This window comes from Actinopolyspora biskrensis (genome assembly GCF_013408175.1).
GTDB lineage: Bacteria > Actinomycetota > Actinomycetes > Mycobacteriales > Pseudonocardiaceae > Actinopolyspora > Actinopolyspora biskrensis.
Genome location: NZ_JACBYW010000001.1, coordinates 819,582 through 835,924, shown reverse-complemented (window position 1 = coordinate 835,924; position 16,343 = coordinate 819,582). Strand labels below are relative to the sequence as shown.

4 protein-coding genes are annotated in these 16,343 nt (G+C 65.8%); all 4 read right to left on the bottom strand.

Annotation, left to right across the window (positions count from 1 at the left end; genetic code table 11):
- Nucleotides 1–745 precede the first annotated feature (745 nt).
- Entirely contained in the window at nucleotides 746–1,918 is a 1,173-nt protein-coding gene (locus FHR84_RS03580; protein WP_179533960.1) for a cytochrome P450, read from the bottom strand.
- A gap of 124 nt (nucleotides 1,919–2,042) precedes the next feature.
- The gene (locus FHR84_RS03575; RefSeq protein ID WP_179533959.1) at nucleotides 2,043–11,396 is read right to left on the bottom strand and encodes a non-ribosomal peptide synthetase; all 9,354 of its coding nucleotides are present in this window, start codon (nucleotides 11,394–11,396) and stop codon (nucleotides 2,043–2,045) included.
- Nucleotides 11,397–11,432: 36 nt separating this feature from the next.
- Nucleotides 11,433–11,666: an MbtH family protein gene (locus FHR84_RS03570; protein ID WP_179533958.1), complete on the bottom strand. Its 234-nt coding sequence runs from the start codon at nucleotides 11,664–11,666 to the stop codon at nucleotides 11,433–11,435.
- Nucleotides 11,667–11,714: 48 nt separating this feature from the next.
- Nucleotides 11,715–15,662, bottom strand: a complete 3,948-nt coding sequence (locus FHR84_RS03565) for a non-ribosomal peptide synthetase (protein WP_179533957.1) — start codon at nucleotides 15,660–15,662, stop codon at nucleotides 11,715–11,717.
- Nucleotides 15,663–16,343 lie beyond the last annotated feature (681 nt).

Here is a 16,343-nt window from a genome sequence, read left to right as displayed (position 1 = left end):
CGATTTAATGTTTCCGGGACTTGCTGCGGCGCCGTTGACAAGAAGGTCGTCACGACGTCAAGCGCTGCTCGTCCAGCGCCATGCAAATCCGTTTCACGCACACCCTGAAACGTACCGCACCAGAGTAGGGGACGCCAGGGATTCGGCAATGTTGCGCCGAGAGATGTGTCGATGCGGTGATACGTTGATGATGTTCAGCCTGCACTCGTCCCGCCCGGACATCCGCAGCGCCATGTCCAGTCAGACATGGCGGTAGCCGTCGCGGCCCAGGAATGCCGCTGTGAGCCGATGGTGGACGCTGGCGATGTACTCGGTCAGAGCGGCGCAGCGCTCCAGACGGCTCTGGGCTCCAGACGGCTCTGGATCCAGAAGTGAACGCGGCAACAGCCGGTCCGTGCTGAACGGGCGGGATCATTCATCCTGAGCACTCCGCTGCGGGTAAACAGAAGGCTCGGTGGGGTCCACAGAACGGAGACACCGGACACGCTCCACCGGATAAGCGCGTCCCACAGTATTCTTACAACACTACCCGAGGGATCCGTCAATGCACCCTGTTGATTCAGTATGGCTGCAAGGTGTGGGAGCCGCGCTTCCAGCAGCATTGGTCGACGCTCTCGTCATCGCTGGCGCCAGCGCGGCGTAGCCCGATGGTCAGCCCACTGCGCAGGCAATGTCCGGGACGACAAGGTTCCGCCCGTCCAGGGGCCAACCGTCTCCGGACCCTGACCGCCACCGGCGAGAACGGCTACCATCCGACGGGCATTGTCTGGGGACTGCGGATCATCATCTCCTTTTTCCATTCGACGTCATCCGCGAGGTGCAGGCGGGGCAGACCCAGCAACAGCGCCCTCAGCGCCTCTTGGAGCTCTACCCGCGCCAGCGCAGCACCGGCGCAGTGGTGCATGCCGTGCCCGAAGCCGAGGTGCTGGTTGGGTGGCGCGTCGACCTTCAAGGTGTCGGGGTCCGGGAAGCGAAGGCTGTCGTGATTGGCGGCGTCGATGGCCACGAGCACCGGCTCGCCCCCGCGTACGAGGGTGGTACCCACCTGCACGTCCTCCTTCGCGTACCGCGGGAACATGGCGGCGATGGCCATCGGGACGAATCGCAGCAGCTCCTCCACCGCCCCGGGAATCAGCGTGGGGTCCGAGCGCAGCTGAGCCATAACCTCGGGGTGGTCCAGCAGTGTGAGGACGAAGTTCGGAATCTGGCTCGAGGTGGTCTCATGACCGGCTATCAAGAGGGTGACGCACAATTCGACCAGCTCGTCCTCCGACAGCCGGTCCTGCTCGTCGCGGGCCTCGATCAGTGCCGTGATCAGGTCGTCCCTAGGGGCGGTCCGGTGGTCGATGACCAGGTCCCGCATGTATCCCCGTAGGTCCTCCCAATTGGCCATCAGTTCCCCGCGCGGCAGGCGTGACGTCGACAGCGCACCGTCGGTCCACACCCGAAACTTCGGGCGGTCCTCGAGGGGCACGCCCATCAGCTCGCAGATCACCGAGATAGGCAACGACAGCGCGAAGCAGTCAACCAGGTCGACGGGTGGCCCCGCGGTAACCATGTCGTTGACCAGCCCCGTCGCGATCTCGCGGACCCGGGGACGCAGCTCCTCCGCCCGGCGCTTGGTAAACGCCTTGGCCGCGAGCGTGCGGAGACGGGTGTGATCCGGCGGATCCATCGAGTTGATTCCGCCCGGTTCCATCTCCGCTCGGATCCTCGGCGCATCGTGGTTGGCCGTCTCCGCATTACTAAACCGCTTGTCTCCCAACACGAAGCGGGCGTCTTCGTACCTCGTGACCAGCCATGCCGGTTCGCCGTAAGGCATCTGCACACGAACGAGACCCGGCTGCTTCTGCGCCTCGTAGTACGCCTCGTCGAGGTCCAAGGTGCCGGTCTTGTTGAATGGATAAGCGACGACCATCGATTTTCACTCCCGACATTGGTACCGACCTGCATGCACATGTCTCCCGACGGCGACGGACCGCCATCAAGGTCAATCGTCTCGTCACGGCCTGCCCAGTGAGGTTCGACCGCCACTGTTCTATTCATCGCATTCGTCGTAGCTTGGGCCGAGCCATCGCCGCGTTGTCTATGTGCGCCGCTAGTTCAGCGACGGTCGGCGCCTCGAACACCGTCCTGATCAGGACCTCCACCTTGAGGGCCGACCGGATCCGACTGATCAGCCGAGTCGCAAGCAGCGAATGTCCGCCACGATCGAAGAAGTCGTCGTCGATCGACACAGCAGACAGGCCCAGCACCTCGGCGAACAGTGCGCACAACACCTGTTCCCGCTCATTGCGCGGGCCACGTCCGGTCCGCGTCGAATCGTAGTCCGGGGCTGGTAGAGCGCGGCGGTCGACCTTGCCGTTCGCCGTCAACGGCAGCTCGCCGACCACCACGACGGCCGCCGGTACCATGTGATCGGGAACTCGCCCCGCCACCCAGCGCCGGAGCTCTGCACCGTCGAGACCATCTCGGACCGGCGTCACATAACCCACCACCCGTCGATCACCGCTGTGATCGTCCCGGGCGACGACCACGGCCTGCCCCACATCGGGATGCTCACGTAGCACCGACTCGATCTCACCTGGCTCAACACGGAAGCCCCGCACCTTCACCTGATCATCAACACGCCCCACGAAATACAGAGATCCACCAGCACCCCACCGAACCAGATCACCCGTCCGGTACATCCGAGCCCCACGCGGCCCGAACGGACACGCCACGAAACGTTCAGCAGTCAGCCCCGCACGCCCCACATACCCACGCGCAACACCACTACCAGCTACATACAATTCGCCCACCACACCCCGCGGCACCAACCGCAAACACTCGTCCAGCACGAAAGCCTGCGCACCGTCGATCGGCCGCCCGATCGATATGTCCGATTTCCGTGACACCACGTCGATCGTCGTGCAGACTGTCGCCTCGGTGGGGCCGTATGCATTCAACAGGCGCCGACCGGCCGCCCATCGCGCGGCTAGCGCGGACGACAAGGCTTCGCCGGCCACGATGAGGGTCGCCAGATCGGAAAACTGCTCGTACTTCTCCCTCTCGTCGACCGTGGCTAGCACGGAAGGGGGCAGCGTGACGTGGGTGACCGCCTCCAGTGACAGAATTGACGCCAAACCGTCGCCGGCCAGTTCTTCCGCGGTCGGGATGACCAGGGTCGCGCCAGCACGGAACGTCATCGCCAGCTCGGCGACCATCGAATCAAAGCCCGGTGACGACGCCTGGAGCACCCGGCTCTGCGCACCGAGGCCTGCCGCACGAACCTGCGCCGCAGAGAGGGAACCGATCCCGTGGTTCGTGACCTCGGTGCCCTTCGGTGTTCCAGTCGATCCGGACGTGTAAATCACGTAGGCGACATTGTAAGCACCGCTGGGGTCCGAGACCGGATCGCTCGTCGGGTATCGCTCGAGATCGAGTGCCCAAGTATCGTCAATCGTGATGACTGGTTTGCTGTCACCGAGAATGAACGCAGTGCGCTCGTCGGGATAGTCGGGGTCGACCGGCACGTAGGCGGCGCCGGTCTTGGAGACCCCGAGAACGGCTGCCACCAGCAGGGGGGACCGCTCCAGGATCAGAGCGACACGCTGCTCAGCTCGCGCTCCGTCTTCGATGAGCCGGTGCGCGATTCTGTTCGACCAAGCGTTCAGCTCACCGTAACTCCATTCGCAGCCCCGGAAGGTCATTGCCGTGGCTCCCGGGTTTCGCGTAACAGCATCAGCGAAAAGAGCGGCGATCGACGTGGTCGAGCTGGCTGGGCCGAATGCCGATTCCGACCACCTGAGCAACTCGGCATCCTCGCCGGGCACGAAGACATCCAGCAGTCCGACAGGTCTAGCGGGCTCTGCGACGACCTGCGCCAGGACCTGCTTCCAGCGTGCCACCATGGTTTCGACGGTCGTCGCGTCAAACAGATCGGTGGAGTACACGGCAGAACCAGTGATGCCCGCGGGATTACCTGCCGCGGTGTGGTTCTCGGTCAGGCTGAGGGTGAGGTCGAGCGGTGAAGTGTCGATCGACACGGGCTCTGTCCGCACGTCAAGGCCCGAGAGCTGGAGCGTGTCGGTGACGTCGTTCTGCAATGCGAGCGCGACCTGGAACACCGGATGGCGAGCCATTGAGCGAGGGGGGTTCAACAGCTCCACGAGATGGTCGAAGGGGACATCCTGGTGGTCGTACGCGCCGAGGCTCTTGCGACGCACACGCCGCAGTATTTCGACGAAGGCCGGATCGCCCGAGGTGTCCGTGCGGAGCACCCAGAAGTTGACGAAGAACCCGATCACGTCCTCAAGTGCTTCGTCGACCCGTCCGGCGATGGGCGAACCGATCGTGATGTCGTTCCCCGCGCCCAGCCTCGTCATTAGCACTGCCAATGCCGCGTGCAGCACCATCGATGTGGTCGCGCCGTTCTCTCGCGCAATGCGCGACAATCCTGCATGCAGTTCCGGCTCGATCTCGATCCGCAGGACGTCGCCGAAGTAGGAGGAGACGGCCGGACGGGGTCTGTCGGAGGGCAATGACACGCTCTCCGGCGCGTCCTGCAGCTCCGCGAGCCAGTAGGCGACCTGCCTGTAGTACAGGCTGTCGGTGTCGCTCCGATCGGACAGCAGCTCACGTTGCCACACGGCGTAGTCGGCGTACTGAGCCGGTAGCGGCTTCCAGGAGGGCACCGTGCCAGCCTGGCGAGCCGCGTACGCCACAGTGAGGTCACGGGTCAACGGTCCCACTGACCAGCCATCACCGGCGATGTGGTGCAGCAGCACCAGCAGGACAAACTCGTCGTCGCGCACGCGGAACAGCGACACGCGGATCGGGAGCTCGGTGGTCAGGTCGAATGCGTGCCGGGTGGCGCCCAGCAGCGCGTCGGCGACCTCGTCGTCCGCCACCCTCTGCTGCGTCCACGGTACCCGCGCACGGGTGACATCGACGATGTGCTGGTAAGGCTCGCCGTCCACCTCGTCGACAATCGTTCGCAGTGATTCGTGACGTGCCAGGACGTCGGTGAACGCCTGTCTCAGGGCCGCGACGTCGAGCGTGCCCGACACCCGCCAGGCCAATGGGGTGTTGTAGAGCGGGGATCCGCTCTCCATCCGGTTCACGAACCACAGCCGGCGCTGACCGAACGATAGGGGCACGGCCTCGGGGCGCGGCTGAGCCGCGAACGGTCGTCGGACTCGGGCTCCGGAACGACTCGAACGCTCCGCGAGCTCGGCGACGGTGGGTACGTCGAACACGGTCTGCACCGGGATCTCTGCTCCCAGCACTGACCGCATCCGGCTGATCAGTCGGATCACCAGCAGCGAATGTCCGCCACGATCGAAGAAGTCGTCGTCGATCGATATCGGCGAAACACCCAGGATCTCGGAGAACAACCCACACAGCAGCTCTTCGCGGGGGTTCCGTGGCTCACGACCACCCGGGGCTGAACGATAGTCCGGGGCTGGTAGAGCGCGGCGGTCGACCTTGCCGTTCGCCGTCAACGGCAGCTCGCCGACCACCACGACGGCCGCCGGTACCATGTGATCGGGAACTCGCCCCGCCACCCAGCGCCGGAGCTCTGCACCGTCGAGACCATCTCGGACCGGCGTCACATAACCCACCACCCGTCGATCACCGCTGTGATCGTCCCGGGCGACGACCACGGCCTGCCCCACATCGGGATGCTCACGTAGCACCGACTCGATCTCACCTGGCTCAACACGGAAGCCCCGCACCTTCACCTGATCATCAACACGCCCCACGAAATACAGAGATCCACCAGCACCCCACCGAACCAGATCACCCGTCCGGTACATCCGAGCCCCACGCGGCCCGAACGGACACGCCACGAAACGTTCAGCAGTCAGCCCCGCACGCCCCACATACCCACGCGCAACACCACTACCAGCTACATACAATTCGCCCACCACACCCCGCGGCACCAACCGCAAACACTCGTCCAGCACGAATGTCCGCGTACCGTCCATCGGTCGGCCCATCGTCACCGGATCGGCCTCGACGTCGGCTGGCTTCAAGGCCTGGTAGGTCGAGAACGTCGTGGTCTCCGTAGGCCCGTAGCTGTTCACGACTGCGGTGCCCGGACTGCCGTGCAGGATCTGCCGGAACGGTTCGGCCGTCACGACGTCGCCACCGGTCCACACGGACTCGACGGACGCGAGGCAGCCGGGGTGGTTCTCCGCGATGGCGGCGAACAGCCCGGCCGTGAGGCAGAGGCCGGTGACCTCGCCGTGCACGATGCTCCGGGCGAGCGCCGCGATGTCGGGGCGGCCAGGTGGGCTCACGACGACCGTACCGCCACTGAGCAACGGCACCCAGACCTCGTAGGTCATCGGATCGAATGTCTGCGGCGCGTGCGCAAGGATTCGGCGGTGTTCCGAGCCCCAGCAGGAGTCGCTCGCGAGGTCAAGGACGTTCTCCTGCGTGACTTCCACGCCCTTGGGCTTTCCTGTTGAGCCCGATGTGTAGAGAACGCACGCGGCATGGCGGGCATCGGGTGTCGGGAACGGTTGCGATTCGTCGAGCGGGAGGTCGTCCAGGCGATGCTGAACCCATTCGGCGTCCAGGGTAACGACCGCAGCGGTGTCGTCGATCATGAACTTGCGGCGTTCGGCAGGATAGCCCGGATCGATCGGCACGTAGGCGGCACCGAGCTTCACGATGCCGAGGATCGTCGCGACGAGCAGCGGCGAGCGCTCCAGCACGACGGCGACACGCCGTTCCGGACCGACGCCGCGCCGGGCCAAGTGGTGCGCAATTCGGTCAGACCACGCGTCGAGCTCGCGGAAGGTCCATCGACGTCCTTCGAAGGCGAGGGCCGTCGCCAAGCCATGTTCCGCCACGGTCTCGCGGAATGTTTCGACGAGGGTGACAGCACTCCTGGCTCGCCCCGGCCCCGACCAGTCGAGTACCCGCTCTGCTTCGCCCGGCAGCAGAACATCGACCCGGTCGATGCGAGTTCCGGGATCGGCTACGAGCTCCTTGAGCACCCGTGTCCAGCGCTCAACGAACTCGACGATCGTGGTGCGGTCGAATAGGTCCGTGGAGTAGACGGCCGCGGCCTCGATGCCCGCGGGTGATCCGGCCGACGTTGTCTTCTCGGTGAGGTTCAGGGCCAAGTCGAAGTGGGAGACCCCAGGGTCGACGCGTTCCGGTCGCGATGACAGCCCGTCCAGCTGGAGGGGGGTGACCTCGCTCTGGAGCGCGAGCGTGACCTGGACGAGCGGGTGCCGTGCGGCCGAGCGGGAAGGGTTGAGGACTTCAACCAGGTGGTCAAAGGGAATGTCCTGGTGCTCGTACGCGCCGAGGCTCTTGCGACGCACACGCCGCAGTATTTCGACGAAGGTCGGATCGCCCGAAGTGTCGGCACGCAACACCAAGACGTTGACGAAAAACCCGATCATGTCCTCGAGAGCGTGATCCATGCGGCCGGCGACGGGTGAGCCGACGGCGATGTCGGTCCCCGCGCCGAGCCGGGTCAGCAGGACGGCGAGTCCCGCGTGTAGCGCCATGGCCAGCGTCGCCGACTGGTCGCCGGCGACCCGCAGGAGCGCGGCGTGGAGGTCGGCGTCGATCTCAAACGCGACGACGTCCCCGGCACTGGACGTCGCCGCCGTGCGCGGGCGGTCGAACGGTAGCTCGACCACGTCGGGCAGCCCCCGCAACTCGTCGACCCAATACGCGATCTGCCGCCGGTAGAGACTCTCCGGGTTCTCCCGATCCCCCAGCAACGCGTGTTGCCACATCGCGTAGTCAGCGTACTGGGCCGGTAGCGGCGCCCAGGACGGTTCGGCTCCGGTGCTGCGGGCGCGATAGGCGGCTCCCAGATCGCGGGCCAGCGGGTCCATCGACCACCCATCGCCCGCGATGTGGTGCAGCACGACGAGCATCACGTGTGTCTCGGGGTCGAGCTCGACGAGGCAGACCCGGATGGGCACGTCCACGGTGAGGTCGAACGGACGACGGGCCTCGCTCAGCAGCACGGTCTCGAGGTCATCATCGCGCACTTGACGCTGCGACCAGGGAAGCTCGACGTCTGCCAGGTCGAGGATCCGCTGGCAGGGTTCCCCGCCCACCTCGACGAACAGCGTCCGGAGCGATTCGTGGCGCCCGAGCAGGTCCTCGACGGCGCCGCGGAGCGCCGGAACGTCCAGCATCCCGTGTAGCCGCCAGGACACGGGGATGTTGTAGGTGAAGGACCCGTCGTCCAATGCATGCGCAAACCACAGTCGACGCTGTCCGAACGACGCCGGCGGCGCGTCCGGGCGCGGCTTGGGGCGCAACAGTGGGCGCACCTGTCCCTCGGACTGAGCTATTCGCTTGGCCAGGCCGGCGACGGTTGGCGCATCGAACACGGCCTGCATGGACAGCTCGACGCCGATGTCGGCGCGGATCCTGCTGATCAGCCGCGTGACGAGCAGCGAGTGGCCCCTGAGGTCGAAGAAGCTGTCGTCGACGGATACCACCGTCACGCCCAGCACGTTGCGGAACAGCCCGCAGAGCAGCTCTTCTCGTGGTGTGCGGGGCGGGTGACCGCTGGCGTTGGTCGGGTATTCGGGAGGCGGCAGCTCGCTGCTGTCGATCTTGCCGTTGGCTGTTAGGGCGAAGGCCTCGCGGACGACGACCGCCGCAGGCACCATGTACTCGGGAAGGCGCTGGGCAAGCCAGTGGCGGACGCTGTTTCCCTCGACGTCGGGTCCGGCGACGACGTAGGCGATGAGGCGGCGCTCACCCGAATCGTCCTCGTGCGGCCGGACGATCGTCCGGCTCACACCGGGATATCCGTGCAGCACCGACTCGATCTCACCTGGCTCGATCCGGAAACCCCGTACCTTTACCTGCTCGTCGGCCCGGCCCACGAAAGACAACCTGCCGTCGACGTCCCACCGCACCAGGTCGCCTGTCCGGTACATTCGTGTTCCCGCAGGTCCGAACGGACAGGCCACAAAGCGTTCCGCCGTGAGATCCGGACGGTTCGCGTACCCGCGAGCCACACCGGCGCCTGCAACGTAGAGCTCACCGACGATGCCCGGTGGCACCAACCGCAGCTCACCGTCCAGCACGAACGTGCCCCAGCCGGGCAACGGCCCGCCCACGGGCACCGCGTTGCCATCAGCCGATGGCTCCGCAGGGTCGACCCAAGACAGCGTCACGTGGACCGTACACTCCGTGATGCCATACATGTTTGCGTAGGACATCGGTTCCTCGGCGTGTCGGGAGTACCAAGCGCGCATTGCCGACCGGTCGAACGCCTCTCCGCCGAACACAACGGTACGCAAAGACGCACCGATGCCGCTGTGGTGTGCCGCATCGAGCGCTGCCATGTGCCCGAACATCGACGGCGTGATGCTAAGGACGCTGATGCGCTGATCTCGGATAAGTGACAGGAAGCGCTCCGGGTCACGGGTCACCTCCCGCGGCACGGCGACGAGCCGTGCGCCATGCGTGAAAGCCCCCCACATCTCCCACACCGAGAAGTCAAACGATGCCGAGTGAAACCACGTCCAGGCGTCGTCGGCGCCGAACGTGAAGAGCCGTCGGGTCGACGCCATCAGCCGCGTGACGTTCCGGTGTGTGATCTCGACGCCCTTGGGGCGGCCGGTCGACCCGGATGTGTAAATCACATAGGCCACATTCGAGGGGTCGACGCCAGGAGACAGGTCGACCGCGGGGTACCGGTCGAGCTGGACATCGCCGACGACCTCCTCGTCGAGGACCATCATCGCCTGCGCATCGGCCAGCACGAGGTCGATCCGGTCCTGCGGGTAGTCCGGATCCACCGGCACGTAGGCAGCGCCCGTCTTGGTGACCCCCAGGACGGCGACGACCAACAGGGGTGAACGGCCCAGTCGAAGAGCCACGCGTTGCTCGGGACCGGCTCCGTGCTCGCGGAGGTGCCAAGCAAGACGGTTCGACCAGGCGTTCAGCTCACCGTACGTCCAGCTCCGGCCCTCGTGGACCAGCGCCGTCGCGCCGGGGTCACGCGCGACCTGCTCGGCGAACAGCTCCGGCAACGTGGCGGTCCTCGGGCCGATATCCGGCTCGGGTCGTGACCAGCCGACGATGCACTCGCGCGTCGCGCTACCGACGAGATCAACGTCGACAAGTGTCGTGCGAGCGCCGGATTCTGCGATGTGGCTCAGCAGTGTGAGCAGGCGATCCCGATGACTCTCTAGGTCGCGGTCGTCGTATAAGTCGACGTTCCCGTGGAGGTCGACAAGAAGGCGCCCTCCCGCCGTCTGCTGGCTAACGACCGCCATGTCGTAGGCAGGTACCCACATCTGGTGGAACGTGGCCGGGCTGTCGCCGAAGAAGATCTCCTCCGGGAACGGACTCTTGATCAAGAGCGGACCGAAGTACGGGTCGGGTGTCCGGCGGAGGTGGTCGCGTCGTACGTATTCACCCCGATAGCGCTGGTGCTGGATCAGTCTGCGCACCTCGGCCGCCATACCGGTCGCCAATTCGGCCCAGGTCGCGTTGCGTGCGGCATCCAGGCGCAACGGCAGCACGTTCGCGGTCGTGGTCGGCACTCGCCGCGCGGTCGGCGTACCACGCCCGCTTACTACCAGGCTAAGCATGACCTCGGACTCGTCGCGCACCCATCCTGCATACGCCGCGATTGCCCCAGCCAGTAGCTGGAACCAGCTCGTTCCGGCACTCTCGGCCGCCCGCCTGAACCCATCGAACACCTTGGACGACAGGGCAACGGTGCGCCGTCGTGTCCCGCGTACCGACAGCGCCCGGCCGGAAAGGTGAGTCGGCGCAGGAGTTCCATACATCCGCCCCCGCCACCACGCCGCCGAATCGGCGGAGCTCGATGAGCTTTGGTACTCGCGGTCCTCGTCGAGATGGTCGGCGAGTCCTCCGAATGGTGCGGGCGGCGCCGATCGTCCCGAGACCGAGGCAGAGTAGAGGACACCAATGCGTTCCAGGATCGCCGTCATCGCGATGCCGTCGGCCACGATGTGGTGGTAGCAGAGGTAGAAATACCAGGACTCGTCCGCCAGCTGCAGGAGGGCGTAGTCCATCGGCGGGGATCCCGACATGTCGAAGGGAGCGCGTCGTCGTTTCTCCATCCATTCGAACGCCGCGTCGTGTGGGTCGGCATGGCAGCGGAGGTCGACAACGTCGATCGCCGGTTCCACGACCGGCAGGATCTTCTGCTGCACGGTGCCGTCGACGTCTACGAACACGGTTCTGAGAGCGTCCACCTCGGACACCGTCTGACGGATCGCGGCGATCAGCAGTCGGGGCTCGATGGGCCCACGGATGTCGAGGTAGGCGTAAAAGTTGCAGACGTTCTTCTGCTCGTCGAGCAAATGGCTGTACCAGATGCTTTCCTGCGCGGCCGACAGAGGATGGACGCTGGCACTCGCTCGCCGGTCGGGGCTCATCTGAACATCCTTCCACGATGTCGCGGAGAAACGGCCCTATGACCGTCCCGGATCTGAGTGGTCCCGGTTCTCCATGGCGTCGACGAGGCTCTTCGGGCGCATGTCCGTCCAGTACTCAGAGATGTGCGCGAGACAGGCGTCGCGTACATCAGGGCCGTGGCTAACTAGCCAGCCTGCGGGAATGTCAACGAACGCCGGCCACAGGGAGTACTGCCCCTCGTCGTTGACCAGGGCGTAGTACTGCCCGTCGGGATCCTCAAACGGATTCATCTCACTGCTCTCCCGTCGCCGTCACCTACATGGTCAACGCGGACACCGTCACCGCTCGCACCCGCCGGACCCCTTTAGCCGGGGTGCGAGAACCTGCGCGACGGTGGCCAGCGATGCTGAACTCGTCATCTGCTCGTGCGTGCAGTCGAGGTAGTGCACTGCGAGGTGGCCGTGCACGTAGTCACCCCACGCTTCCGGCGACGGCACGTCGGCGGGCTGCCCCTTCGAGGCGGCGAACACGACGACGTCGCCGCGGAACGTCCTCGGTGTGAACTCGCGCAGCAGCGCACCGCTGCGGCTCATGATGCGGGTGATGGCGAGGATGCGTTCCTCGTCGATCGCCGCAGTCAGGCCGTCGCGCCGACGTAGGATCTCAACCGCTGTGGCCGGGGTGAGGTCGTCGGTGTCCAGCTCGGCTGCTTCCCAGCCGAATAGCTGCAGCAGGTCAGCGAGGAGACGCTGCGGTGTGTCGTCGGCGCCGGACGCTGCTGGCGCCCATCCGGGGTAGCCGTCGAGGAGCGCGAGGAGGGCGATGTCCTCGCCCTCCTCCTGCAGCTGCGTAGCCACGGCGTGCGCGACGACGGCTCCGAAGGACCAGCCGAGCAAGCAGTAGGGACCGGTCGGCTGGAGGCGGCGGAGCTGGTCGACGTAGTCGGCCGCCATCTCGGTGATCGTCGACGGCATCGGCTCATCACGAGCGAGGCCTCGCGCCTGAACGCCGTAGATCGGATGAGCTGCGTCGAGATGGCGCAGGAGACCGGCGTAGGACCAGCTGAGACCACCGGCGGGATGGAAGCAGAACAGGGGCGTCGCCGCTCCGCCCTCCCTGAGCGGTACGACCACGTCCAAGGTCGTGTCGCGGTCGTCCGTGCTCATTCTCCGGACGAGATCGGCCACAGTGGGCGCCTGGAACAGCGCGCTCAACGTCAGCTCGGTACCCAGCGTCGCGCGGACCCTGTTTATCAGGCGGAGGGCCAGCATCGAGTGCCCGCCGAGCTCGAAGAAGTTGTCGCGCACCCCGACCTCGGGCAGGCCGAGCAGCTCGGCGAAGAGCTCGGCGAGGATCCTCTCCCGTGGGGTCGCGGGGAGCGCACCGGAATGATCCGTCTGGAACGTTGGCCCGGGCAGCGCCGCGCGGTCGAGCTTGCCGTTGGGGGTCGTAGGCAGGCTGTCGAGGAAAACGACACCCGCTGGCAGCATGTAGTCCGGTAGCCGCTCCCGCGCGAAGTCGCGCAGATTCGGTTCGTTCTCGGCGCCATCCTCGACCACGACATAAGCGATCAGGCGGTTGGTGCCCATGCTGTCGATCTGGGGAACGACTGCCACTTGGGCTACGGCGGGGTTGTCGGCCAGAACCGCCTCCACCTCGCCGGTCTCGACGCGGTAGCCGCGGATCTTGACCTGCTGATCCGCCCGTCCCACGAACTCCAAATGACCTTGCGCGGTGCGTCGGACGAGGTCCCCGGTGCGGTACATACGGCTACCCGGTGGGCCGTACGGGCACGCGACGAAGCGTTGCGCGGTCAGGGCGAACTGGCTCGCGTAGCCACGCCCCACACCCGAACCAGTGATGTATAGCTCGCCGACGACGCCAGGCGGTACCGGTTGCAGACCGCGGCCGAGGACGAGCAGCTGCGTACCGGCGACCGGATCGCCCAAGGGCGGTGTGTCGTCGGCTCCGGCTGTGATCGGGTCGCTGATCGTCGCGATCATCGTGCATTCGGTGGGCCCGTACACGTTGATCACGCGCTGGTGACCGGACCACTGCGAGATGACGTGCGGCGGCGCGGCCTCTCCCACGAGCATCACCGTCGTCCCAGGTGGCAGACCGACGTCGACCGGGATGGCGCTGAGCGCGAGCGGTGGAAGCGTCACGTGCGTGATGCGCATGGCGGTGGCGACCCGCCCCAACAGGGGCCCAGGCACCAATTCTTCCGGCTCGGCGAGGACGACGGCCCCGCCAACCAGCAGCGCCATGCACAGCTCCCACACCGACCCGTCGAAGCTGGGCGAGAAGAACTGAAGGATTCGGCTGTCGGTGCTGACGTCCAGCCGCGCGCGTTGCGACGAAACCAGCGGGGCGAGGCCAGCGTGGGGTGTGACCACGGCCTTGGGCGCTCCGGTCGAGCCGGACGTGTAGGTCAGGTACGCCGCGTGCAGCGGGAGCAATGGGCTGTGTCGATCGGTGTCCCGGGGGGCCTCCGCGGACCTGCGGGTCAGCTCGGCGACGATGTCGGGCGCATCGATCGTTAGCCGGGGGGGTGTCGCGACGTCCACTATCTCGGCGGTGACCTGCGTCTGCAGGAGGATCGCCGGTCGGGCGTCGCCGAGCATGAAGCGGATCCGCGCAACGGGATAGACGACGTCCAACGGCAGGAAGGCTGCACCGGCCTTCGCCGTCGCGAGGACGGCGACGATGAGATCGACTGAGCGTGGTATGGCGATGCCTACGACGTCCTCGGGCCCAACTCCCCGGGAGATCAGCAAGTGGGCGAGCCGGTTCGCCCTGTCCTCCAGTTCGCCATACGTCGTGGTCGATGCGCCGGTCACCACGGCGGGGGCCCCGGCGCTGCTGTGAACCCGTTGCTGGAACAGTTCGGGGAGCGTCGCCGCAGGTCGACGTCGAGCCTCGGAGGACACCACCGGATCCGCGCACTCAGCGACGGTGCGCACGTCGATCCGGGTAATCGGCAACGACGGTGTCCGGCTCGCGATGTCCAGCAGCCGTACCCATCGTTCGGCTAGGTACTCGACGGAGGTCCGATCGAAGAGGTCGGTGGAGTACTCGATGAAACCGTAGAGTCCCAACGGCCTGTCCTCGCCGCGCCGCTCCCAGAGGCTGAAGCTGAGGTCGAATGCCGAGTTACCGGCCGAAGCTGCGACCCGGACGGGCTCGACGTCAAGATGCGCGAGCTCCATATCGGTCGCCGGCTCGTTCTGAAGGATCAGCATGATCTGGAACAGGGGGGCGTGCGCGAGCGAACGTTGCGGGCTCAGGATCTCGACCAGGTACTCGAACGGAATATCCTGATGGTCGTAGGCCGAGATGGTCTTCTGACGGACCTGGTCGACGAGCTGATAAAAGGACGGATGGCCCGAGACGTCGGTACGCAGCACCAGAGTGTTGACGAAGAAGCCGATGAGCCCGTCCAGGTCCTCGTCCGTGCGGCCGGCGACCGGAGCGCCCACGCAGATGTCCGTGTCACCCCCCAAGAGGGACACCAACGCGACGAGACCGCTGTGCAGCAGCATGAAAAGACTGGCTCCGGTGTCGCGTATCAGGGTGTTCAACTGGCGATGCACATCGGCGCCGATGTCGATCTCCAGGAACGCCGTTTGTCGGGACGACTCGGACGGACGAGGACGGTCGAACGGCAGTGACACGGCCTCGGGAACCCCAGCGAGCTCCTGTTGCCAGAAGCGCGACTGTCGCGCGAGGATGCTTTTCTCGTCATAAGCGTCGCCCAACAGCTCCCGCTGCCACAGCGCGTAATCGGCGTATTGGACCGGTAAGGGATCCCACGCCGGTGCCAGCCTCTTCAGGCGAGCGTCGTACGCCGTGGCGAGGTCCGCCGCCAACGGCACCATCGACCAGCCGTCGCAAGCGATGTGGTGGGTCATGACCAACAGGACGTGATCGTCGGGGCCGAGACGGAACAGCGAGGCGCGGATCGGGAACTCGGTCGCGAGGTCGAAAGGTCTCCGGTATTCCTCGCCCAGCACGTTGAGCACGTCCTCAGGCGATACGGACCGGACGTCCCAGGGTACCGTCGCCCGTTCCTCAGCCACGATCATCTGGTGTGGCTCGTCGTCTCCGACAACCACTGTGCGCAGCACCTCGTGGCGGCGTTGCACATCGTCGACGGCCGCGTATAGGGCATCCTGGTCAAGCGGGCCGCGCAGCCGGTGAGCGAACGGCATGTTCCACGTTCCGCTCGGACCTTCCACCTGGCTCAGAAACCACAGGCGCCGCTGCGCGTGAGAGAGCGGGATCATGTAGGAAGTCCCTGCTGGGCTGACTGCCGACGCGGCTCGGACTCGCCGACCTTTCCGGTTCTCGGGCAGACTGTCACTTCCCCGGCTATCGGGCGCCCGCGTAGCGCGAGCCGAGCCGATCCGCGTTCCTTCGGGAGCGCGTGGATGTCGGTGAGCCTGTCTTCTCGGGCTTCATACGCTGTCACAAGGAGATAAAGACTGCAGTCAGAATTCATCGTATTCCGGATCCGGCTGCGGGACGGCAAGCTGAGGCCGGCAGGAAGATAATGCTGTTAATTCGCTTGTCTGCTGGACCACCGCAGCCTGCCGAGCCTGACGAGTCCGTTGGACGACATTCCTCAAACGGTGCGCGGATGCCCCACGAAATTCTGTGCCACAATTCTCGCCGGACATGACTGTCTTCGTGATCCATGGAATCCCCGAGCCGACCCCTGAGCCCTTGCTCTCTTGCGAGCGTCTCCTGCGTTCCGCAGTGTCCAGCTGAGTTGAACATGCGCTTGTGCGGCTGTCAACGAGGGAATGTCCGTCTCGCATCGTTCTCCTTGATCATTGCTGATAGCGCTGCACACCGTCGCCAGGATCGTCCGCGGCGAACGCAAACGGAAGATCAAAGTGGCGGTGAGCAGGCGCTGAACTGCGACGACACACGATCGTGGTGTGGACGCCGGCGCGGTTTCCAGT

Bases quoted from the DNA above. Each gene is read 5' to 3' on its own strand.
- FHR84_RS03580 (WP_179533960.1), bottom strand. From the start codon at position 1,918: ATGGTCGTCGCTTATCCATTCAACAAGACCGGCACCTTGGACCTCGAC.
- FHR84_RS03575 (WP_179533959.1), bottom strand. From the start codon at position 11,396: ATGAGCCCCGACCGGCGAGCGAGTGCCAGCGTCCATCCTCTGTCGGCC.
- FHR84_RS03570 (WP_179533958.1), bottom strand. From the start codon at position 11,666: ATGAATCCGTTTGAGGATCCCGACGGGCAGTACTACGCCCTGGTCAAC.
- FHR84_RS03565 (WP_179533957.1), bottom strand. From the start codon at position 15,662: ATGATCCCGCTCTCTCACGCGCAGCGGCGCCTGTGGTTTCTGAGCCAG.